Source organism: Nonomuraea sp. NPDC005650 (assembly GCF_040605375.1).
Taxonomy (GTDB): domain Bacteria; phylum Actinomycetota; class Actinomycetes; order Streptosporangiales; family Streptosporangiaceae; genus Nonomuraea.
The window spans coordinates 15,891-36,484 of the sequence record NZ_JBEXCR010000020.1 but is presented as its reverse complement, the minus strand read 5'-3'; the positions used below and the strand labels follow the sequence as shown (position 1 = coordinate 36,484).

The window sequence follows — 20,594 nt, the reverse complement described above, 5'->3', positions numbered from 1 at the left end:
GACGGACATCACCGGCGAAACCGTGCGGGAGAGCGCCCTGACAGCCGGTCAGGGTCCCTGAAGGAGCAAGCCCTCCCCGCAAACCTCTCAAGGCAAAGGACCGCACGGCCTTTGGTGACCTCTGGAAAGCAGGCCCACGAGGCCTCGCCGAAGGTGAAAGTCCGGCAAAACTCGGGCGAAGCTCTCAGGCATCGATGACAGAGGGGGAGGATGCTGGCATCCAATCCTGTCCAGAGGTGCGACAAATGTCCCGACCTACACCGCTACGAGACGTTCACGAGAGCCTCGGCGCCACGCTCACCGACTTCGCCGGGTGGCTCATGCCCCTCCGGTACGGGAGCGAGTCCGCGGAGCACAACGCCGTCCGCCGGGCGGCCGGGCTGTTCGACCTCTCCCACATGGGCGAAATCTTCCTGACCGGGCCACAGGCCGGGCAGGCGCTCGACTACGCGCTGGTCGGCCACCTGTCGGCGCTGGCGACCGGGCGGGCCAGATACACCATGATCGTCAACCAGCAGGGTGGCGTGCTCGACGACCTCATCGTCTACCGGCTGGACGACGACGAGTTCATGGTCGTGGCAAACGCGTCAAACTACGAAAAAGTCGCAAAAGAGCTGACAGAGCGGTCGAGGGCGTACGACGTGCTGGTCGAGGACCGGTCGGACCAGTACGCGCTGATCGCCGTACAGGGGCCCCGGGCCCAGGAGATCCTCACCACGCTCACCGACGCCGACCTCGACGGGCTCAAGTACTACGCGGGCCTGCCCGAGCTGGTCGACGGGCGGCAGGCGCTGATCGCCCGCACCGGCTACACCGGCGAGGACGGGTTCGAGCTGTTCGTCGCCAACCAGGACGCCGTCCCGCTCTGGCACGCGCTCATGGCGGCGGGCGAGCCGCACGGCCTCAAGCCAGCCGGCCTGTCCAGCCGCGACACCCTCAGGCTCGAGGCCGGCATGCCGCTCTACGGCAACGAACTGAGCGCCGAACTGACCCCGTTCGACGCGGGGCTGGGCAGAGTGGTGAAATTCGACAAGCCCGGCGACTTCGTCGGCAGGTCGGCGCTGGAGGCGGTCAAGGACGACGCGCCGCGGCGCCGGCTCGTCGGCCTGGTCACGCAGGGACGCCGGGTGCCGCGTCACGGCTACCCGGTCACCAAAGACGGCGCCGTCGTCGGCGAGGTCACCAGCGGTGCGCCCTCCCAGACCCTGGGCAAGCCCATCGCGATGGCCTACGTGGACACCGGCGTCGAGTCAGGCCTGGCCGTGGACATCCGGGGCAGCCATGAACCTATGGACTTGGTAGAGCTGCCCTTCTACAGGAGGAACAAGTGAGCAACATCCCTGACGACCTGAGCTACACCAAGGAGCACGAGTGGGTGGCCGGCCTCGACGACGGCCTCACCGTGACCATCGGCGTCACGGCCTTCGCCGCCGAGTCCCTTGGTGACGTCGTCTTCGTGCAGCTCCCCGACGTCGGGGCGAACGTCGAGCCGGGCGAATCCGTCGGCGAGGTGGAGTCGACCAAGTCGGTGAACGAGATCTACACCCCCGTCGGCGGCGAGATCGTCGAGGTGAACCAGGCCGTGGTCGACGACCCGAGCCTGGTCAACAGTGACCCGTATGGAGAGGGCTGGATGTTCCGGGTGCGCGTCGAGGGCGACGCCCGGGACGTGCTCTCCGCCGAGGAGTACACAGCGTTCACCTCAGGCGATTCCTGACCTGTTCGCCGGGGCCCTGCGTGGGGCCCCGGCCCCAGCCTGAAAGGCGCCATCAATGGCGATCAGCGTCTTCGACCTCTTCAAAATCGGCATCGGCCCGTCGAGCTCCCACACGGGAGGCCCGATGGCGGCCGCGCACAAGTTCGCCCGCGGGCTGCACGACGACGGCCTGCTCTCCCAGGTCGCGCGGGTCGAGGCCATCCTGTACGGCTCGCTCGGCCTGACCGGCAAGGGCCACGGCAGCGACAAAGCGGTCCTGCTCGGCCTGTCCGGCGAGAAGCCCGAGCTGGTCGACGTCGACTCCATCGACGGCCGCCTGGCCGAGATGCGCGAGTCGGGCACGGTCAAGCTGTACGGGACGCACGAGATCCCGTTCGTCGTGGGCGAGCACCTCGTCTTCGAGCGCAAGATCTCGCTGCCCGAGCACCCGAACGGCATGCGCTTCACCGCGTACGACGCCGGCGGCGAGAAGTTGCGGGAGAAGGTCTACTTCTCGGTCGGCGGCGGCTTCGTCGTGGACGAGAACGCCACCGGCGCCGATCGCATCAAGCCGGACGACACGATCCTGCCCTTCCCCTTCACCACGGGCGAGGAGTTGCTCAAGCACTGCTCGAACACGGGTCTGTCGATCTCCGCGCTGATGCTGGAGAACGAGAAGGCGTTCGGCCGCACCGAGGAGGAGATCCGCTCAGGCCTGCTGCGGCTGTGGACGGTCATGTCGGAGTGCGTGCGCCGGGGCATCGCCAAGGAGGGCGTCCTGCCCGGCGGCCTCAAGGTCAAGCGCCGCGCCAACCAGCTCCACCGCCGCCTGCAGTCGGAGTCGCCCGAGAAGGACCCGTTGCAGGCCATGGACTGGGTGGCGCTGTTCGCGCTGGCGGTCAACGAGGAGAACGCCGCCGGGGGCCGCATCGTCACCGCCCCCACCAACGGCGCCGCGGGCATCATCCCGGCCGTCCTGACCTACTACACCCGCTTCGTCCCGCACGCGGACGAGGAGGGCGTGGTCCGCTTCCTGTTGACGGCGGGCGCGATCGGCGTGCTGTTCAAGGAGAACGCCTCGATCTCGGGCGCCGAGGTGGGCTGCCAGGGCGAGGTCGGCTCCGCCTGCTCGATGGCCTCGGCCGGGCTCACGGAGGCCCTCGGGGGCACCCCCGAGCAGGTCGAGAACGCGGCCGAGATCGGCATCGAGCACAACCTGGGGCTGACCTGCGACCCGATCGGCGGCCTGGTCCAGATCCCGTGCATCGAGCGGAACGCGGTCGCCTCCAACAAGGCCATCACGGCCGCCCGGATCGCCCTGCGCGGCGACGGCCGCCACTTCGTGCCGCTGGATCGTGCCATCAAGACGATGCGGGACACCGGGCGGGACATGCTCGACAAGTACAAGGAGACCTCACGCGGCGGCCTGGCCGTCAACGTGATCGAGTGCTGACCTGGGGCCGGGTCAGCGGCGGACGTGCAGGCGGACGACGGTGCTCGCGTCGTCGTCGCTGATCTCGCGCCGGATCCTGCCGACGATGTCGTGGTCCAGTTTGCTCACCACCGCGCCCACGTCCGCGGTGGACGGGCACGTCAGGGTGACGTGCAGGCCGTTCTCGGCGACCCGCACCGCCGAGCGGCCCAGCCCTTCCACACCCTTCAGCCCGACGAAGAGCATCGCGGTGCCCGTGCCGTTGTGGGCGCCGCGGCGGCCCCAGCCGAGGCTGAGCAGGAGCCAGCGCAGCGAGACCAGCGTCAGGAGCAGGAAGCTCAGCGCCAGCACCCACAGGGGCCAGGGCTCGTCGGCGAGCACCCGGCGGGTCGGGGCCGGGAGGATCCTGGTGGCGGCGGGCAGGTCGAAGAAGCGGCCGTGACCGCGGAGCCAGGCGTACGCGCCCAGGCCCAGCAGCGTGCCGCCCACGATGGCCAGCCCGACACGGTTGCCCGCGTACTGCCGTATCGAGGCCCCCTTGGCCCGGGAGGGCGCCCGCTGCGCCTCGGTGCGTTCGGGCATCAGGCTCCCTTTCTGCGCAGCCGGACCACGACCTCGCCCGTGCCCAGCGTGCCCACGCCGGCCAGGCGGTCCCCCACCGCCACGCCGACCTGCCTGAGCATCGTGCCGGAGCTCTCCGTCCCCGTCCTGACCGTGACCTCGATGGTCCTCCTGCGCAGCCGTACCCGGGCCCGGTCCACCCCCGACACCTTCTGGGCGGCCGCGCGGAGCGTGCGGCGCAGGCCCGAGCGGGTGATGCCGATGACGATCCGCGGGTCGGACGTCTCCACCGGCACCAGCCTCGACTGGCCGGGCACGATCGCCAGCAGCAGCATCGCCGTGCCCGCGCCGACCGCGGCCACGGCGGCGGTGGACGTCTCGGGCCAGGTGGTCTTGCCCGCGAGCTCGACCAGATCGTTGACCGGGACCCAGCCGAGCGGGTGGCCGAGCAGCCCCGACACGATCTCGGCCGCCGTCGCCCCCAGCCCGGTGGCCAGCGTGAGCGCGACGAGGGCTCCAGGGAGGGTACGCGCCGGCCTGAGCGCCCTGCTCGCCCGGCGCAGCCCGGTGTGCCGCGCGGGGACGGCGGCACCGGGGACTATCTGCTGAAGCGTGGTCATCACAACGACACACGTACACGGATCCCGCATGGCCGGAACCGCGCCCCCGCCGCCGTTTGCCCGAACATTACGGGGGCGGGCAACAAGGTGAACAACACTCATATTCATTTGCCGGATATGCCGTTACGCTGCACATATGGACGACCGCCAGCGCTACGACCGCGCCACAGCGGTCCTGGAGCCGCCGTTCGCCATCCTGGACCTGGCGGCCATGCGGGCCAACGCGGCAGACCTCGTACGGCGGGCGGCGGGCAAGCCGATCCGGGTGGCCAGCAAGTCGGTCCGCTGCCGTTCCGTGCTCGAACGCATCCTGGCCATGGACGGCTTCCAGGGCATCATGGCCTTCACGCTCCCCGAGGCGCTGTGGCTGGCCTCCCACGGGTTCACCGACATCCTGGTGGCGTACCCGACGGCCGACCGGCACGCGCTGGCCGAGCTGGCCGGGGACGAGAACGCGGCCGGCCACATCACCGTGATGATCGACTCGACCGCCCACCTGGACTTCGCCGAGGCGGCCGTGGCCGAGGTCAGCCCCCGGGCCGAGATCCGGACATGTATTGACATCGACGCCGGATATATCGCCTTTGGCGGGAAATTTCGGGCGGGGGTGCTCCGCTCGCCGATCCGCGAGCCTGAAGAGGCCGCCGAGCTGGCCGCCGCCATCGCCAAGCGCCCCGGGTTCCGGGTGGCCGGGCTGATGGCGTACGAGGCTCAGATCGCCGGGGTCGGCGACGCCCCGCCCGCGAACGCCGCCTACACCCGCGCCGTCCGCATCATGCAGGCCCGCTCCGCCAGGGACCTCATCGTCAGGCGCGGCCGCATCGTGAACGCCGTCCGCCAGGTCACCGACCTGGAGTTCGTCAACGGCGGCGGCACCGGGTCCGTCGAGCGCACCGTACGCGAGAAGGCCGTCACCGAGGTGGCGGCCGGATCCGGCTTCTTCCACCCGAGGCTGTTCGACTTCTACCGCCGCTTCACCGGGCACCCGGCCGCGCTCTTCGCCCTGCCGGTGGTGCGCCGCCCGAGCGTGGAGACCGTGACCGTGCTCGGCGGCGGCTATCTGGCCTCGGGCACGCCGGGCCCGAGCCGCCTGCCCCAGCCGTACCTGCCGGCCGGGCTGCACTACGCCCGGGACGAAGGCGCGGGCGAGGTGCAGACCCCGCTGCTCGGCCAGGCGGCCCAGGACCTGCGGATCGGGGACCGGGTGTGGTTCAGGCACGCCAAGGCGGGCGAGATGTGCGAGCGCTTCGACGCGCTCCACCTCATCGACGGCGACACGCTCGTGGAGTCGGTGCCCACGTACCGGGGCGAGGGCCGGACCTTCCTCTGAGCGCCCGGCCCGGCCGGGCGTCCCAGCCGACCGAGTGCCCGACCGGCCCGCCGCGGGTCAGCCGCGCTTGCGGCAGGTCAGCGGCGCTTGCGGCGGCGCCAGAGCACGATGGCCGCGCCCACGACCAGCACCGCGCCGATCCCGATGAGGACCGGCGCCAGGTCGGGCCGCTCCTCCTCCCACAGCTGGTCGGGATGCTCGCCGGCTTCGACCGGCCGCGGCGCCACCCCCAGCGCGTCGCCCACGGACGACACGAAGTGCGTGGCCCTGCTCTTGACGTCGGCCACCGTGCGCTCGGCGACCCGCTTGGGGCTCACCCGGTCGGCAATGGCGTCGACCGTCTGCGCCAACTCCGCGCGCGTCTGCGCGATCCGCCGCTCCAACTCGTCCGGATCGGTGTCAGCCATGGCTCTCCTCTCGGCCTCACGCGTGGCCGCGCCCGCTCCGCGTGCCGTGCGAGCTCCATCGTTCTTGGTGGTGATCAGTCTGTCAGGTCGGCACGCCGTACGGCACGGCGGCCAGGCCGGTAGGTTGGCGGGAAGGAACTCAGGAGGGCCCATTGACCGAAACCAAGCTCGCGCCCGGCGACGCCGCGCCCGAGTTCACGCTACCCGCCGCCGACGGTGAGACCGTCTCCCTTGACGCCTACCGCGGCAAGCGGGTGATCCTCTATTTCTACCCTGCCGCGATGACACCCGGCTGCACCAAGCAGGCCTGCGACTTCCGCGACAACCTCGGCCAGTTGACGGCCGAGGGTTTCGTCGTACTTGGCGTGTCTAAGGACAAACCGGAAAAACTCGTCAAATTCGCCGAACGCGACGCCCTGAACTTCCCCTTGCTGTCCGACCCCGACCTGACCGTGCATCAGGCCTACGGCGCGTACGGCACGAAGAAGCTGTACGGCAAGGAGGTCGTGGGGGTCATCCGCTCGACGTTCGTCATCGACGCCGACGGAAAGGTGGAGCAGGCGCTCTACAACGTGAAGGCCACGGGCCACGTGGCCGGGCTCAAGAAGAAGCTGGGCCTGAGCTGACCACCCGGCGGGCCCTCCCGGAGGGCCCGCGCCCGTCGTCACATACGCTCCTCTTCCTCAATGAGAGCGCTAAACTGTGTCAGGCCCGCATTCGCGGGGGCTGCGCGGGCGTGGCGAAATGGCATACGCGGCAGGTTTAGGTCCTGTTGGTGGAGACACCGTGGGGGTTCGAGTCCCCCCGCCCGCACACCTGTGCCATTTCCCCCGGCGAAACAAGCGAATTGTGCACGGGTCATTTTCCGGGCTCGGCGAAAAGGGCCCACCGCGCTTTCGGAAAAGCTAGCCGCTGCTGGTGGGAAGCGGGACCGGCGCAGACGGCGCCGGGGCCACGTCGCCCGATCGGGGCTCCGGCAGCACATAACCGCACTGGACGCCGTCAGGCCCTTGCTCACAGGCGGGGCCGAGGCGCTCGGGCAACTGGAAGCGTTTGGGCGCCCAGCCCGGCTCCTCCCAGTACACCCCGCGGTGCATCTCGTCCCGATGCGAGAAATCGCCGACCACCGCCACGGCGGTGCCACCCAGCACGGCGCCGAGCACGAGGCCGATGAGACCGGCGCCGAGGACCTGGGCCTGCTTCTGCCGGAAGAACTCCCGGTAGGAGCCAGGACGAGGAGGCGGCGCCAGGGGCACGGTAAATCCGGGGCCCGGAGGGGCCTCGCCGTACTTCAGCCGGCTCCGCGCCCCGGACTCGTGAAGATCGTCATCAGGGGTCGGGTCGCGCGGTGCTTCCTCTTCACCGCGCGACCCGGCGTCGCGATCATGATCCGCCATCACGATCTCCCTTTACTCGCCCACTAGAGGGGCGCTCCCAACAACAAGAGTGCCCAAGTCACCGTAAGACCGGCGTAAGACCCAGGTCTGCCCCCTTCCACGTAAGACCTGGGTCGTAGGCACACTTCCACCTCCAGGCGGAACTATGGTCAGACGGAGGTACATATCGTGAGGGTGTGTTCGGCAAGGTACGGGCGTGGTCGAGACGCCACGAGAAGCCGGCGAGCCTCCTCCGGGTCGCGCCGCTGGCCACGCTGTGCGTGATCCTGGCGTTCCCGTACGCGGCCATGCCCTCGACCGTGGACGCCGGCCCCCACCTCGGCGTGGCCGGATACCTGGCGCTGTCGGCGGTGCTGCTGCTGCCGCTGCTCTGGCGCGACCGCCCGGTCGCCGCGTTCGCCACGATCGCGCTGATCAGCTTCGGGCAGTGGCTGGCCGGCGTCAGCCCGCTGGCCGCCAACCTCGCCGTGCTGATCGCGCTCTGGGCGGTGGCGTACGGTTGCACGTTCCGCTGGGCGCTGGCCGCGGGCCTGGTGGCGGAGCTGGGCGTGTTCATGGCGCTGGCCAGATGGAACACGCCCACGTTGGGGGTGTTCTTCAGCGGCTCGATCTTCGTGGTGACGATCTGGCTGGCCGGTCTGTACGCCAACACGCGCAGGCGCTACCTGGAAGGGCTGGAGGAGCGCGCGGAACGGGCCGAACGCGAGCGCGACCAGCAGGCCAGGATGGCCGCCGCGGCCGAGCGCGCCAGGATCGCCAGGGAGCTGCACGACGTCGTGGCGCACAACGTCAGCGTGATGGTGGTCCAGGCCGACGGCGCGGGCTACGCCCTCGACACCGACCCCGAGCAGGCCCGCGAGGCCGTCAGGGCCATCTCCAAGACCGGGCGCGCCGCGCTGGCCGAGATGCGCAGGCTGGTCGGCGTCCTGCGCGAGGACGAGCGGGCGAGCACCGACTACACCCCGCAGCCTGGGCTCGGCCAGCTGGAGGACCTGGTGCGCGGCTCGGCCGTGCCCACGCGGCTCCAGGTCGGCGGCGCGCCCGTCGAGCTGCCCGAGGGCCAGCAGCTCGCCGTCTACCGCATCATCCAGGAGGCTCTCACGAACGCGCTCAAGCACGGCGGACCGGGCGTCCAGGCGCTCGTGGAGATCGACTACAACGGCCCCGAGCTCGTCGTACGCGTGACCGACGACGGCAGGGGCGCGGCGGCGCCCAGGAGCACCGACGGCCACGGCCTGATCGGCATGCGCGAGCGGGTCGGCATGTACGGCGGCGCGGTGTCGGCGGAGCCCAGGCAGGGCGGCGGGTTCGAAGTGCTGGCGAGATTGCCCATGGTCAAGGCGGCGTAGCGGAGGTGGCCGGATGATTCGCGTGATGCTGGTCGACGATCAGGAGTTGCTGCGCGCCGGGTTCAGGATGGTGCTCGCGGCCCAGCCGGACATCGAGGTGGTGGCCGAGGCCGGCGACGGGGCCGCGGCGCTGGAGCTGCTCGAGACCACCGAGGTCGACGTCGTGCTCATGGACGTGCGCATGCCGGTCATGGACGGCGTCGAGGCCACCGGCCGCATCCAGGGCCCGAAGGTGCTGATCCTGACCACGTTCGACCTCGACGAGTACGCGTTCGCCGCGGTCAAGGCGGGCGCCGCCGGGTTCCTGCTGAAGGACGTGCCGCCGGACGACCTGGTCGAGGCGATCAAGATCGTGCACGCGGGCGACTCGGTGGTGTCGCCGAGCACCTTGCGGCGGATGCTGGACCGGTTCGCCGCGCAGCTCCCGACGGACGAGCCGGTGGCGACGGCCGAGCTGACGCCGCGCGAACGCGAGGTGCTGCTCATGGTGGCCCGCGGCCTGTCCAACATGGAGATCGCCGGCCGCCTGCAGGTGGCGGAGGCGACGGTGAAGACGCACCTGGGGCGGGTGCTGGCCAAGCTGGGGCTGCGGGACCGGGCCCAGGTCGTCGTGTACGCGTACGAGGCCGGGCTGATCGTGCCGTCGCATCGACCGGAAGCCATCGGCCGAAAGTCTGACCGGAGTCATCTGTAGTCCTACACGAAGTCCATCCACAGGTCCCATAGATCCTGAACTTTCCGCTCCTAGCGTGGTTCGCGTTGAAAAACCGCGACAAGGAGTGAACGTGACGCTCACCGATACCCGGCGCCAGGCCCCGCCCGCGGTGGTGGCCAGAGATCTGACCAAGGTGTACGGCGAGGGCGACGCCCGGGTGCACGCCCTCCACGCGGTGAACGTGTCCTTCGCCACCGGGGCCTTCACCGCCATCATGGGCCCGTCGGGCTCCGGCAAGTCCACGCTGATGCACTGCCTGGCCGGGCTCGACGCCGCCACCTCGGGCACCGTGCACATCGGCGACGTGGAGCTGACCGGGCTGGACGACCGGCAGCTCACGCTGCTGCGCCGCGACCGGATCGGGTTCGTCTTCCAGGCCTTCAACCTGCTGCCCACGCTCACCGCCGAGCAGAACATCCGCCTGCCGCTGGACATCGCCGCCCGCCAGGCGGACCAGGCGCTGTTCGACCGGGTGATCGCGACCGTCGGGCTGAAGGACCGGCTCTCCCACCGGCCGAACCAGCTCTCCGGCGGCCAGCAGCAGCGCGTCGCCGTGGCCAGGGCACTGATCAGCAAGCCCCAGGTGATCTTCGCCGACGAGCCCACGGGGAACCTGGACTCCCGCAGCGGCGCCGAGGTCCTGTCCTTCCTGCGCACCTCCGTACGCGAACTGGGCCAGACCATCGTCATGGTCACGCACGACCCGGTGGCCGCCTCGTACGCCGACCGCGTGGTGTTCCTGCGCGACGGCGAGCTGGTCAGCGAGCTCGCCGCGCCCACGCCGCAGTCCGTGCTGGACACGCTCGTGCAGTTGGAAAGGGCGTGACGACGTGCTGAAGACGGCACTGGCCGGGCTGCGCGCGCACAAGCTCAGGCTGCTGCTCACCTCGCTGGCGATCACGCTGGGGGTGGGGTTCATCGCGGGCACGTTCGTGCTGAACGACACCGTGCAGGCCGGGTTCGCGCAGCGCGTCACGGCCGACGCGGGCAAGGTGGACGTGGCCGTGCTGCCCAAGGGCCCCGATGCGGTGCTGCCGGAGCGGGTCCTGGAGCAGGTGCGCGCCCTGGACGGCGTAACCGAGGCCCAGGGCCTGATCCGCGCCGCCGCCCCCGTGCTCGGCAAGGACGGCAAGGCCGTCGGGAACGCCCCCACCACGGCCCTGTCCGTCGTCCGGGGACCGCTCGACCGCACCGACATCGTCTCGGGCACCGGCCCTGGCACCGACGACCAGGCCGCCGTGCTGGACAAGAACACCGCCAAGGCCCAGGGCTTCACGCTCGGCGACACGATCACCGTGCTCGACGGCAAGGGGCGCAAGCACCAGTTCAAGCTCGTCGGACTGCTCGACCCCGGCGTGGACCAGGAGCTCTCCTACACCGGCGCGGTCGGCTTCACCGCCGCCACCGCGCAGCGGATGACCGGCGCGAAGGGCTACCGCGAGATCGACGTCGCGGGCACGGCTCCCGGGCTGGAACAGGCCGTCGCGGCGGCCGTCGGCGGCGCGTACGTGGTCAAGACCGGCGGCGAGCTGGCCGACGACCTGGCCAGGGCGGCCGGCGTGGAGACCCGCATGTTCACCCTGGGCCTGCTGATGTTCGGCATCGTGGCGATGATGGTGGCCGCGCTGGTCATCTACAACACCTTCAACATCCTCGTCGCGCAGCGCACCAGGGAGATGGCGCTGCTGCGGTGCATCGGGGCCACACGCGGGCAGGTGTTCGGCTCGATCGTGCTGGAGTCCGCGGTGGTGGGGCTGATCGCCTCCGCGCTCGGCCTGGTCATCGGATACGGCCTGGCCTCGCTCACGCTGACGGTCCTGGCCTCGTTCGACGCCCCGCTGCCCACGGACGCGGCCGTCGCCCTCAGCCCCGCCACGATCGGGATCGGCCTGGCCGTCGGCCTGGCGGTCACGCTGGGCGCGGCGCTGCTGCCCGCCAGGTCGGCCACCCGGGTCGCGCCGATCGCGGCGCTGCGCAGCCAGGTCGAGGAGCAGACGTTCCACGCGGGCCGCGTACGCGGCATCTTCGCCGCGCTCTTCCTGGTGGCGGGCCTCGGCACGACGGCCGTCGGCGTCTTCGCGCTCACGCCCGGCCAGGAGGTCTCGCTCTTCGCCGTCATGGCCGGGGGCGCGCTGACGTTCCTGGCCATGCTGATCCTGGGCCCGGTGCTGATCAAGCCGCTGAGCACCCTGGTCGGCTGGCTCCCCGGCCGGCTGTTCGGGGTGCCGGGGCGGCTCGCGGTGGACAACTCGGGACGCAACCCCAAGCGGGCCGCGACCACCACGATCGCGCTGACCATCGGCGTGACGCTCATGACGCTGATCTCGGTGCTCACCGCGTCCACCAGGCTGACGCTGACGGCCAAGCTGGACGACCAGTTCCCCGTCGACTACATGCTGGCCGGCCAGCAGCGCGACCCGGTCATCCCCCGGTCCGTGGCCACGGAGCTGCGCGGCGCGCCGGAGCTGGCCTCCGTGGCGCAGGTACGCACCACCAGGGCCGAGGTCTCGGGCCGGCGGCTCGACGTCGGCACGTTCAGCGGCGCGATCGACCCGTCTGTGACCGCCGGCTCTCTGAAGGGCTTCGGCCCCGGGCAGGCGGCGGTGGCGGCCAACGTAGCCACGGACCGGGGCGTGCGGCTCGGCGACTCGGTCTCGCTGCAGACCGAGGAGGCCGGGGTCGTCTCGCTGAAGGTGGTGGCGCTGCTCGACGGGGCCCAGTCGACGCTGCCGTCGGTCCTCGTCGCGGAGGCGGCGTTCGACACGTACTTCGGCGCCCTGCCCGATTCCCGCGTCCTGATCAACATCAAGGACGGCGTGCCGCCCGAGCGGGCCCGCAAGGTGGTGGACGCCGCCGTCGCGGCCTACCCGACCGTGCAGGTGTCGAGCTCGACGGAGGTACGCGGCCAGTTCGACGAGACGCTGGACATGCTGCTCGTGATCATCACCGGGCTGCTGGGGCTGGCGATCCTGATCTCGCTCCTGGGCATCGCCAACACGCTCTCCCTGTCGGTCCACGAGCGCACCAGGGAGTCGGCGCTGCTGCGCGCCCTGGGCCTGACCCGGCCGCAGCTGCGCCGGATGTTGTCCGTCGAGGCGCTGGTGCTGGGGCTGATCGGGGCGCTGGTGGGGGTGGTGCTCGGCGGCGTCTTCGGCTGGGCCGCGATCATGGCGATGCTGGACGGGGCCGTCTTCGCGGTGCCCACCGGGCAGATCGCGCTGTTCGTACTGCTGTCCGGGGTGGCCGGCGTGCTGGCGGCCGTGCTTCCGGCGCGGCGCGCGGCCCGGGCCTCGATCGTCGGCTCACTGGCCGCCGGCTGACCCTGACAAAAGCGGCCGGGCGTCCCACGGGACGCCCGGCCTGTCTCGACGCGGCGCGCGGCCTCGCGTCCCGCCTGTCTCAATGTGGCGGGCGGCCGGGCTGTCTTAACGTGGCGGGCGGCCGGGCTGCCTCAGCGGGGCGTGCGGCCGGGCCAGAGGTCGGCGACGGCCTCGGGGTCGAGGAGCGGCCGGGCCACCACCTCGCCCGTGGCGCGGTCGATCACGATGCACCCGCCCCCGATCGTCTCCGGCAGCGTGGCCGGGTCGTCGGGTTCGAGGTCGCGCACCCACGCCACATACCCGTCACGGAACCCGTGCACCCCCACCGGCAGCGTCTCGTCGGGCGCCAGCACGCCGTTGAAGTACTCCTCGGCCAGCGCCCGAGCCTGGTCCAGGTTCACCTTGGCCTGCCCTGCCGGTCGAGTATCACGCAGAACACCCCGGTCACCGTCGTGTACGCCGGTTCGACGGACATGTGCCCCCTCTGAGCGTCGATCCAGATCACCTCACCGTCGGAGTTGACCACGTTCCAGGCGTGGGAGCCGCCTCCGGGCCAGCGCACCACGAGAACGGCTCCGGCCCCGTGCCCGGCGTCCCGCAGCCGCCGCGCGATCATCGGATAGGCGTGCCGGCCCTGCCCCGCGTACTGGAAGCGCTGTCCGATCCACCGTTCGATCCTGGACATGCTCCCCTGCTCGCCGGTCAGCAGGGGCCGGCCGATCCGGTCGTACTCCGGGAATCTGGGCGCGGCCGTGGCGGGCTCGCCGTGCCAGGTCGACAGCACGGCCAGCGCGCAGTCGGCGGCGTTGGAGGCCCGGAACGGGTCGTCGGCGGGCCCGCCGCCGTTGATCAGCCGCACCCAGGTGCCACGCGGGTCGGGGAAGCGGTCTCCGGGCCGCAGCGCCTCGGCGAGGTCCCGCTCCACCTGCGGGTCCGGCTGGGCGAGCCCACCCGGCATCCCGTACGGCCTGGAGTCGACGAGCCTGGGCGGCCGCCGCGTCCGCTCGAACCAGTCACCCTCCTCGACATCGAGAAGGTCACCCTGCATATCCGACATGTCGGGCATGCGAGAACCCTCGGACCGGGAATCACGGTTGAGCCTGGAATCCCGGCCGGACCGAGGATCATGCCCAGACCGTGAGTCAGGCTCAGATCGGGGATCGTAGCCAGACCGAGGGTCACGCTCGGATCGAGGATCGTGATCGGACCGAGGGTCACGCTCGGGCCGGGGATCGTGATCGGACCGAGGATCGCGGTCAGATCGGGGATCACGGTCGGACCGAGGATCATGGCCGGACCGAGAGTCACGCTCGGACCAGGGATTGTGATCGGGCCGAGGATCGCGGTCCGGCCGTGGGTCACGGTCGGGCCGCGTGCCGCCGGGCGCGTCGGGCTCTAAGGTGGCCGGGCCGCCCGGGGTGCGCGTGGGGGCGGTGCCGGTCTCGGCGGCGCGCTCGTAGTCGAGCCACCGCATCCCCTCGGCCACCACGGGGTTGTACTGTCCGTCTGGAAGGACCCACCGGACGGCCGGCTTGCGCTCGCGGAACACGTCCTGCCTCCTGTCATGCTCGACGACCGATCGTAGAGGGGTCGCCGTGGCAGGGAGGGGAAGTCGGCAAGATTCTCCGCCAGAACCACCGGCCGTACCTGCGGAAACAGGGACAAGCAGGGCTCAGGACACGCTCACCGTGATGGTGTGCCAGCCGGTCGCGCCGTCGGGCGCGGGCGGGGCCTCCTGCTCGGTCTGGGTACGCCCGGCGGCGTCGGTCGCCCGCACCTGGATCGTGTGCTCCCCCGCCGTGGCATCCCAGTCGATCGACCACTGACGCCAGGTGTCGGGCCCCGGCACCTCGGCCAGCCGCGCCTGCCGCCACGGCCCGCGATCGACCCTGACCTCCACGGCGTCCACCCCGGTGTGCTGCGCCCACGCCACCCCGGCGATCGTGGCACGCCCGGCCTTCAGCGAATCGCCCGACTTGGGCACGTCGATGCGCGACTGCGTCTTGATGGGGCCCTTGGCCGACCAGCCGCGCGGCGTCCAGTACGCCTCGTCCCGGTCGAACCTGGTCACCTTGATGTCCACGACCCACTTGGTGGCCGAGACGTACCCGTACAGACCGGGCACCACCTGGCGCACGGGGAAGCCGTGGGCCAGGGGCAGGGCCTCGCCGTTCATCGCGATCGCGAACAGCGCGTCGCGGCCGTCCATGACCACGTCGACCGGGGTGCCGCAGGTGAAACCGTCGGCCGAGGTCGACAGGAGCATGTCGGCGCCGGACTGGAGCCCGGCCCGGCGCAGCACCTCGGGCATGCGGACGCCGAGCCAGCGGGCGTTGCCGACGTACTCGCCGCCGACCTCGTTGGAGACGCAGGTGAGCGTGACGTCCGCCTCGGTGAGCGGCATGCCGAGCAGCTCCTGGTACGTGAGCTCGACCGGCCGGTCGACCATGCCGTGGATGCGTAGCTTCCAGCTTCTGGGATCCACCTGGGGGACGACCAGCGCCGTGTCGACCCTATAGAAGTCACGATTTCTCGTAATAAATGGAGACAAGCCCCTGATGTGGAGGTCTGCGGCTGCCGGGATGGGTTTGGCGGGCGTCGCGGGCTTGGGCAGCGCGACCCTCACGCGTTCGGCGTCCACGGCGCGCTGCCCGCCGAGCGCCTGCCCGAGCACGGCGCTCCCGATCGCGACCACCGCCCCGCCGGTGGCGCCGGTCAGCAGCCGCCGCCGATCGAACGTCCACAGGTCCGCTCCGGCCAGCATCACCGCAGGCCGCTCCGCACCGTCGTGCCCCGCGCCACCGCCCTCCCCGGAAACACCGGCGGACTCGGTGGCACCGGCGGACTCGGCTGGCTTGATCGCATCGGTGGCGGCGGCGGGCGGGAGTGGTGGAGGGGCGACGGGTTCGCCCGCTGCCCGCCGTACCAGCCAGCTCAGCGTCCAGGCGCCGGCCGCCGCCCCCACCAGGGTCGGCAGCACGTCCAGGGCCCCGGCGTCCGGCCGGGTCAGCACCGCCGCCAGGCCGATCGCCCCGAAGACGGCCAGCCCCGCGAAGCCGTAGCCGAGCCGGCGCACGGCCAGCGTCCCGATGAGGGGCGCGACCCCGCCGAGGACCACGATCAGCACGCCCGCGATGAGGACTGTCTTGTCGTTCTCGCCGAACGTCCTGATCGCGAATTCCTTGACCGGCGCGGGCGTGAGATCGATCGCCGCGTCGCCCACCGCCACCACGGGCGATGACTTGGCCCCGGCGAACGCGGCCGCGAGCTGCGCGACCCCGAGGGCCACGCCCCCGGCCACCAGCCCCATCAGGGCCCTCGCCCACGCGGGCACCATCGGATTACTCTGCACAGTCCGACGTTACGCCGCCCGGCCCCGGGCGGTTCTTACACGGTGGTTACGAGCTGAGGAGCCCCCGCACGAGGGGCGCCAGCGCGCGGAAGGCCCGCCCCCGGTGGCTGATCGCGTCCTTCTCCTCCGGCGACATCTCGGCCGTCGTGAGCTCCTCGCCGTCGGGCACGAAGATCGGGTCGTACCCGAACCCGTTGGACCCCCGGCGGGCGGAGATCAGGTGCCCCTGGAGCGCGCCCTCCACCACCCGGAACTCCCCCGAGGGCAGCGCCAGCGCGGCGGCGCAGGCGAAGTGCGCGGTCAGCTTGTCGGCGGGCACGTCGGAGACCTGCGCCAGCAGCAGGTCGAGGTTGGCCTGGTCGTCGCCGTGCCGCCCCGACCAGCGGGCGGAGAAGACGCCCGGCATGCCGCCCAGCACGTCGACGCAGAGCCCCGAGTCGTCGGCAACCGCGGGCAGCCCCGACTGCTGTGCCACGGCGTGCGCCTTGAGCAGCGCGTTTTCCTCGAACGTGACCCCGGTCTCGGCGACCTCGCCGATCGCGGGGAACTCCTCGAGCCCGACGATGTCGAACCCGGACAGGATCCGGCGCAGCTCCGCGATCTTGCCCGTGTTGCGGGTGGCCAGCAGGATCCTCATGAGCCCAGCGCCTCCTGCTGGATCAGCTTGAGCTCCTCGCAGCCGCCCACGGCCAGGTCGAGGAGCTGGTCGAGCGCCGCGCGGTCGAAGGGGGCGCCCTCGGCGGTGCCCTGCACCTCTACGAAGCTGCCCTCGCCGGTCATCACGACGTTCATGTCGGTCTCGGCGGCCACGTCTTCGGTGTAGCAGAGGTCGAGCATCGGCACCGAGCCGATGACCCCGACGGAGACGGCCGCGACCGAGCCGATCAACGGGTCGCCCGGGCACATCCGGCGCTCGCGCATCCAGGCGATCGCGTCGGCGAGCGCGACGTACGCGCCGGTGATCGCGGCGGTCCTGGTGCCGCCGTCGGCGTCCAGCACATCGCAGTCGAGCAGGATGGAGTTTTCCCCCAACGCCTTGTAATCGACGCAGGCGCGCAGAGAACGGCCGATCAGCCGGGAAATCTCGTGGGTCCGGCCGCCGATTTTGCCGCGGACCGATTCGCGATCGTTGCGGGTATTGGTCGCCCGGGGCAACATGGCGTATTCGGCCGTAACCCACCCCTGGCCGCTGCCCCTGCGCCACCGGGGCACGCTGTCCTGGACCGACGCCGCGCACAGCACCCGCGTGTTGCCGAATTCGACCAGCACCGATCCTTCGGCGTGGGCGAGCCAGCGCCTGGTGATGGTTATGGGACGGAGCTGGTCAGGGTTGCGGCCATCCTGTCGGGACATGCAGATCACCCTATCTCCGCGCCACGACACTCTTGACCAAATGTGTCTGACACATGGATCCTTACGCAATGACAACGGGGGTGTTGCGAAACCCTGACTTCCTCCGGTTCCTCGGTTCGCATGTGGCCAGTGAACTCGGGGCGAATATCTCCCGTGTTGCGCTTCCGCTGGTGGCCGTGCTCACACTGCACGCGGGTCCGGTCGAGGTCGGGGTTCTGTCGGCACTGCAGACGACGGCGTTCCTGCTGATCGGCCTGCCCGCGGGGGTGTGGGTCGACCGGATGCGCAGGCGGCGCGTGATGCAGTTATCCGACCTGGCCAGGTTCCTGCTGCTCGCCAGCATCCCGCTGGCGGCGGAGCTGGGAGTGCTGTCGATCGGCATGATGTTCGCCGTCGCGCTGCTGGCCGGGGTGGCCCAGGTCTTCAACGACGTGGCGGACCAGACGTACCTGCCGGAGCTGGTCGGCACCGCACAGCTCAGCGACGGCAACTCCAAGCTGGAGGTCGTGCGGTCGGGCGCGTTCCTGGCCGGGCCGGGCGTGGGGGGCGCGCTGGTGCAGTTACTGGGGGCGCCGCGCACGTTGTTCGCCACCGCGCTCGGCGCGCTCGCCTCGGTGCTGTTCCTGAGCACGGTCAAGGCCCCCGACAAGCTGCCCGCCCTCACCGAGCGCGCCCCGCTGCTGCGCGGCATCGGCGAGGGCCTCGCGTACGTGTGGCGCGACCGGCTGCTGCGCATGTTCGTGTCCGCGACGGCGGTCACCAACCTGTGCACCAGCGCCGTGCTCGGCCTGTCGGTGCTGTTCCTGTCCAAGGTGGTCGAGCTGCCCCCCAGCGCCGTCGGCCTGCTGCTCATGTCGGGCGGCATCGGCGGCCTGATCGGCGGCCTGACCGGCTCCTGGCTGTCCAGGCGGTTCGGCACCGCCAGGATGACCTGGCTGGCCGTCACCGTGGGCGCACCCTTCGGCCTGCTGCTGCCGATGACGCAGGCCGACTGGCGGGTGGTGTGCTTCGCGATCACTTCGATCGGGCTCACTTGGAGCGCGACATTGATGAACGTGGGCCAGATCACCTACCGGCAGACGGTGACCCCCGAGCACCTGCTCGGCCGGGTCAACGCGTCGGCGAGGTTCGTCACCTGGGGGATCATGCCGCTGGGCGCGCTGCTCGGCGGGCTCTTAGCCCAGCAGATCGGCGTGCGGGAAGCCCTGTGGGTGATCATGACGGCCCGGCTCCTGGCCTTCCTGCCGCTGCTGTTCTCCCCGCTGCCCCGCATGCGCGACTTCACCAAGGTTCAGGCCAGGTCGTAGACCGCCCCGCTGCGGGCCAGCTCGATCGGTCCGTCGAAACCGCCTCCCATCGCCTCCTCCAGCACCGTGCCCTGGTCGTTCCACGGGACGAGGTGGGTGAGCACGAGCCGGCCGACGCCGGCCTCGGCCGCGTGCCGGGCGGCCTGGCGGCCGGTCAGGTGCAGGTCGGGCGGCAGATCGGGGCCCTCCACGAACGACGCCTCACACAAAAGCAGATCGGCGCCCGTGGCCAGCTTCACCAGCTCGCTCGACTCCCCGGTGTCGCCGGAGTAGGCCACGCACCGGCCGCCGCCGGTCACGCGGAAGCCGTACGCCTCGACCGGGTGGTTGACCAGCCCGGCGGTCAGCGTGAACGGCCCGATCTCGAACGAGTCCGGTGCCAGCGGCACGAAGTCGAACGCGGTCTCCAGACCCGGTTCGTCCGGCATCCCGTACGCGGCCGACAGCCGGACCGGCGCGTCGGCGGGCGCGTAGACGGGCAGGGTGGGGTGCGGCGCGCCGGGCCCGTATGTGCGGACCACGTGGTAGGAGCAGAGGTCGAGACAGTGGTCGGCGTGCAGGTGCGACAGGCAGATCGCGTCCACGTCGTACAGGCTGATGTGGCGTTGGAGCGCGCCGAGCGACCCGTTGCCGAGGTCGAGCAGCATCTTGAACCCGTCCGCCTCCAGGAGGTAGCAGGACGCGGGGCTGTCGGGCCCGGGGAAGCTGCCCGAGCACCCGACGATGGTCACCTTCATGTGGGCTCCTTCCCGATGCGACGCTCCGCGTCGCGACTCGGCCGCTCCGGCCCGGTGTCTTCCCTCGTCGCTCTGGGCGCCAGGCTCCCGTCGCTCCTCGGTCCGGACGCGGCCGAGTGGCCGTTAGAGGTAGTACCCCCCACTGGTGCGACTTCGACCACGTCGATCTCCGGGCCCAGGAAACGCCGCCCGAGCCGGGCGAAGAGCAGGGAGTCGCCGGTGGCGCGGAAGCGGTGCCGGGGGGTGGCCTCGCCTCCCGCCGCCAGATCGCGGTCGTGCAGGATCCGGTAGACGTCCTTGGCCGTCTCCTCGGCGCTGGAGACGAGCGTGACACCGTCGCCGACGACATAGGAGATGGCGCCGGTGAGCAGCGGGTAGTGGGTGCAGCCGAGGATGAGGGTGTCGCACCCGGCGGCCCTGATGGGCTCCAGATACTCGCCCAGGACCTCGATGAGCTCGTCGCTCATCGTCTCCCCGCGCTCGACGTACTCCACCAGGCGTGGGGCGGCCACGCCGGTGAGCTGGACGTCGGGCGCCGCGGTGAAGGCGTCGTGATAGGCCATGGACTCGATGGTGGCCTTCGTGGCGATCACGCCGACCCTGCCCGTACGGGTGGCCCGCACCGCGCGCCGGGTGGCGGGCTGGATCACCTCGACGACCGGCACGTCGTAGCGCTCGCGGGCGTCGCGCAGCACCGCGGCGCTGGCGCTGTTGCAGGCGATCACGAGCATCTTGACGCCGTGCTCGACGAGGTGGTCCATCACCTCCAGGGCGTAGGCGCGGACCTCCGCGATGCGTTTCGGCCCGTACGGCTGGCGGGCCGTGTCGGCCACGTACGTGATGGACTCATACGGCAACTGGTCGATGATCGCGCGCGCGACCGTCAGGCCGCCGACTCCGCTGTCGAAGATCCCAATACTCGCGTCCGGCACGCTCTAGAGGGTAGGCGACCTGCACGATCAACTCTGCGTAAGAATCCTCACAGGTAGGACACATGGGCGTGCGACGGGTGTTGCGT

The 20,594-nt window shown here is 71.1% G+C and carries 21 protein-coding genes, 1 tRNA gene and 1 riboswitch; of the genes, 11 read left to right on the top strand and 11 right to left on the bottom strand.

What is annotated here, in order from left to right; translation table 11 throughout:
* Positions 1 to 15 precede the first annotated feature (15 nt).
* Positions 16 to 113: riboswitch (glycine riboswitch) on the top strand.
* Between the two features lie 132 nt (positions 114 to 245).
* From gcvT to ABZS69_RS32100, 3 genes are read left to right on the top strand one after another with little or no spacing between them, the layout of a single operon-like run.
* Positions 246 to 1,331 (top strand): glycine cleavage system aminomethyltransferase GcvT, encoded by a 1,086-nt coding sequence (gcvT, locus tag ABZS69_RS32110; RefSeq protein WP_355379067.1) that lies wholly within the window; start codon positions 246 to 248, stop codon positions 1,329 to 1,331.
* A complete protein-coding gene (gene gcvH / locus ABZS69_RS32105) occupies positions 1,328 to 1,717 on the top strand; it encodes a glycine cleavage system protein GcvH (RefSeq protein ID WP_355379066.1) in 390 nt (129 codons plus the stop codon). The genes gcvT and gcvH overlap by 4 nt, the downstream gene beginning before the upstream one ends.
* Positions 1,718 to 1,772: 55 nt before the next feature.
* Positions 1,773 to 3,149, top strand: coding sequence for an L-serine ammonia-lyase (locus ABZS69_RS32100; protein ID WP_355379065.1), 1,377 nt, complete (start codon positions 1,773 to 1,775; stop codon positions 3,147 to 3,149).
* 12 nt (positions 3,150 to 3,161) lie between these two features.
* On the opposite strand, the gene ABZS69_RS32095 is transcribed toward ABZS69_RS32100, so the two are convergent.
* Positions 3,162 to 3,710 carry a hypothetical protein gene (locus ABZS69_RS32095; protein ID WP_355379064.1) on the bottom strand — a complete coding sequence of 183 codons (549 nt, stop codon included), beginning with the start codon at positions 3,708 to 3,710 and terminating at the stop codon, positions 3,162 to 3,164.
* The gene (locus ABZS69_RS32090; protein WP_355379063.1) at positions 3,710 to 4,309 is read right to left on the bottom strand and encodes a DUF6286 domain-containing protein; all 600 of its coding nucleotides are present in this window, start codon (positions 4,307 to 4,309) and stop codon (positions 3,710 to 3,712) included. Before ABZS69_RS32090 ends, ABZS69_RS32095 begins: the two co-directional genes overlap by 1 nt.
* A gap of 136 nt (positions 4,310 to 4,445) precedes the next feature.
* Here ABZS69_RS32090 and ABZS69_RS32085 point away from each other — a divergent pair, with 136 nt between their 5' ends.
* A complete protein-coding gene (locus ABZS69_RS32085) occupies positions 4,446 to 5,639 on the top strand; it encodes an amino acid deaminase/aldolase (RefSeq protein WP_355379062.1) in 1,194 nt (397 codons plus the stop codon).
* A gap of 77 nt (positions 5,640 to 5,716) precedes the next feature.
* On the opposite strand, the gene ABZS69_RS32080 is transcribed toward ABZS69_RS32085, so the two are convergent.
* Positions 5,717 to 6,046 (bottom strand): DUF3618 domain-containing protein, encoded by a 330-nt coding sequence (locus tag ABZS69_RS32080; protein WP_355379061.1) that lies wholly within the window; start codon positions 6,044 to 6,046, stop codon positions 5,717 to 5,719.
* A gap of 152 nt (positions 6,047 to 6,198) precedes the next feature.
* Between ABZS69_RS32080 and bcp the strand changes: the two genes are divergently transcribed.
* Positions 6,199 to 6,672, top strand: coding sequence for a thioredoxin-dependent thiol peroxidase (bcp, locus tag ABZS69_RS32075; protein ID WP_355379060.1), 474 nt, complete (start codon positions 6,199 to 6,201; stop codon positions 6,670 to 6,672).
* Positions 6,673 to 6,776: 104 nt separating this feature from the next.
* Positions 6,777 to 6,859 (top strand) — tRNA-Leu (locus tag ABZS69_RS32070).
* A 92-nt stretch (positions 6,860 to 6,951) separates the two neighbouring features.
* Here the strand turns inward: ABZS69_RS32070 and ABZS69_RS32065 are convergent.
* A complete protein-coding gene (locus tag ABZS69_RS32065) occupies positions 6,952 to 7,443 on the bottom strand; it encodes a hypothetical protein (RefSeq protein ID WP_355379059.1) in 492 nt (163 codons plus the stop codon).
* Between the two features lie 176 nt (positions 7,444 to 7,619).
* Between ABZS69_RS32065 and ABZS69_RS32060 the strand changes: the two genes are divergently transcribed.
* From ABZS69_RS32060 to ABZS69_RS32045, 4 genes are all read left to right on the top strand, one after another.
* Positions 7,620 to 8,792 (top strand): histidine kinase, encoded by a 1,173-nt coding sequence (locus tag ABZS69_RS32060; RefSeq protein WP_355379058.1) that lies wholly within the window; start codon positions 7,620 to 7,622, stop codon positions 8,790 to 8,792.
* A gap of 13 nt (positions 8,793 to 8,805) precedes the next feature.
* On the top strand, positions 8,806 to 9,486 hold the full coding sequence (locus ABZS69_RS32055; protein WP_355379057.1) for a response regulator transcription factor: 681 nt from the start codon (positions 8,806 to 8,808) through the stop codon (positions 9,484 to 9,486).
* A gap of 91 nt (positions 9,487 to 9,577) precedes the next feature.
* On the top strand, positions 9,578 to 10,333 hold the full coding sequence (locus tag ABZS69_RS32050) for an ABC transporter ATP-binding protein (RefSeq protein ID WP_355379056.1): 756 nt from the start codon (positions 9,578 to 9,580) through the stop codon (positions 10,331 to 10,333).
* 4 nt (positions 10,334 to 10,337) lie between these two features.
* Complete coding sequence (locus ABZS69_RS32045) at positions 10,338 to 12,827, top strand: FtsX-like permease family protein (RefSeq protein ID WP_355379055.1); 2,490 nt, start codon at positions 10,338 to 10,340, stop codon at positions 12,825 to 12,827.
* 131 nt (positions 12,828 to 12,958) lie between these two features.
* On the opposite strand, the gene ABZS69_RS32040 is transcribed toward ABZS69_RS32045, so the two are convergent.
* The 5 genes from ABZS69_RS32040 to rph all read right to left on the bottom strand — a co-directional run bounded on the left by ABZS69_RS32040 (position 12,959) and on the right by rph (position 17,532).
* The gene (locus ABZS69_RS32040; protein WP_355379054.1) at positions 12,959 to 13,228 is read right to left on the bottom strand and encodes a hypothetical protein; all 270 of its coding nucleotides are present in this window, start codon (positions 13,226 to 13,228) and stop codon (positions 12,959 to 12,961) included.
* Positions 13,225 to 13,884 carry a toxin glutamine deamidase domain-containing protein gene (locus ABZS69_RS32035; protein ID WP_355379053.1) on the bottom strand — a complete coding sequence of 220 codons (660 nt, stop codon included), beginning with the start codon at positions 13,882 to 13,884 and terminating at the stop codon, positions 13,225 to 13,227. Before ABZS69_RS32035 ends, ABZS69_RS32040 begins: the two co-directional genes overlap by 4 nt.
* Before the next feature lie 615 nt (positions 13,885 to 14,499).
* The gene (locus ABZS69_RS32030) at positions 14,500 to 16,179 is read right to left on the bottom strand and encodes a molybdopterin-dependent oxidoreductase (RefSeq protein ID WP_355379052.1); all 1,680 of its coding nucleotides are present in this window, start codon (positions 16,177 to 16,179) and stop codon (positions 14,500 to 14,502) included.
* Between the two features lie 46 nt (positions 16,180 to 16,225).
* Complete coding sequence (gene rdgB / locus ABZS69_RS32025; RefSeq protein ID WP_355379051.1) at positions 16,226 to 16,816, bottom strand: RdgB/HAM1 family non-canonical purine NTP pyrophosphatase; 591 nt, start codon at positions 16,814 to 16,816, stop codon at positions 16,226 to 16,228.
* A complete protein-coding gene (gene rph / locus ABZS69_RS32020; RefSeq protein ID WP_355379050.1) occupies positions 16,813 to 17,532 on the bottom strand; it encodes a ribonuclease PH in 720 nt (239 codons plus the stop codon). The genes rdgB and rph overlap by 4 nt, the downstream gene beginning before the upstream one ends.
* A gap of 53 nt (positions 17,533 to 17,585) precedes the next feature.
* On the opposite strand from rph, the gene ABZS69_RS32015 reads away from it, so the two are divergent.
* A complete protein-coding gene (locus ABZS69_RS32015) occupies positions 17,586 to 18,839 on the top strand; it encodes an MFS transporter (protein WP_355379049.1) in 1,254 nt (417 codons plus the stop codon).
* Here the strand turns inward: ABZS69_RS32015 and ABZS69_RS32010 are convergent.
* Positions 18,824 to 19,576, bottom strand: a complete 753-nt coding sequence (locus ABZS69_RS32010) for an MBL fold metallo-hydrolase (protein WP_355379048.1) — start codon at positions 19,574 to 19,576, stop codon at positions 18,824 to 18,826. The genes ABZS69_RS32015 and ABZS69_RS32010 overlap by 16 nt on opposite strands.
* Positions 19,573 to 20,508, bottom strand: a complete 936-nt coding sequence (gene murI / locus ABZS69_RS32005) for a glutamate racemase (protein WP_355379047.1) — start codon at positions 20,506 to 20,508, stop codon at positions 19,573 to 19,575. Before murI ends, ABZS69_RS32010 begins: the two co-directional genes overlap by 4 nt.
* Between the last annotated feature and the right edge of the window lie 86 nt (positions 20,509 to 20,594).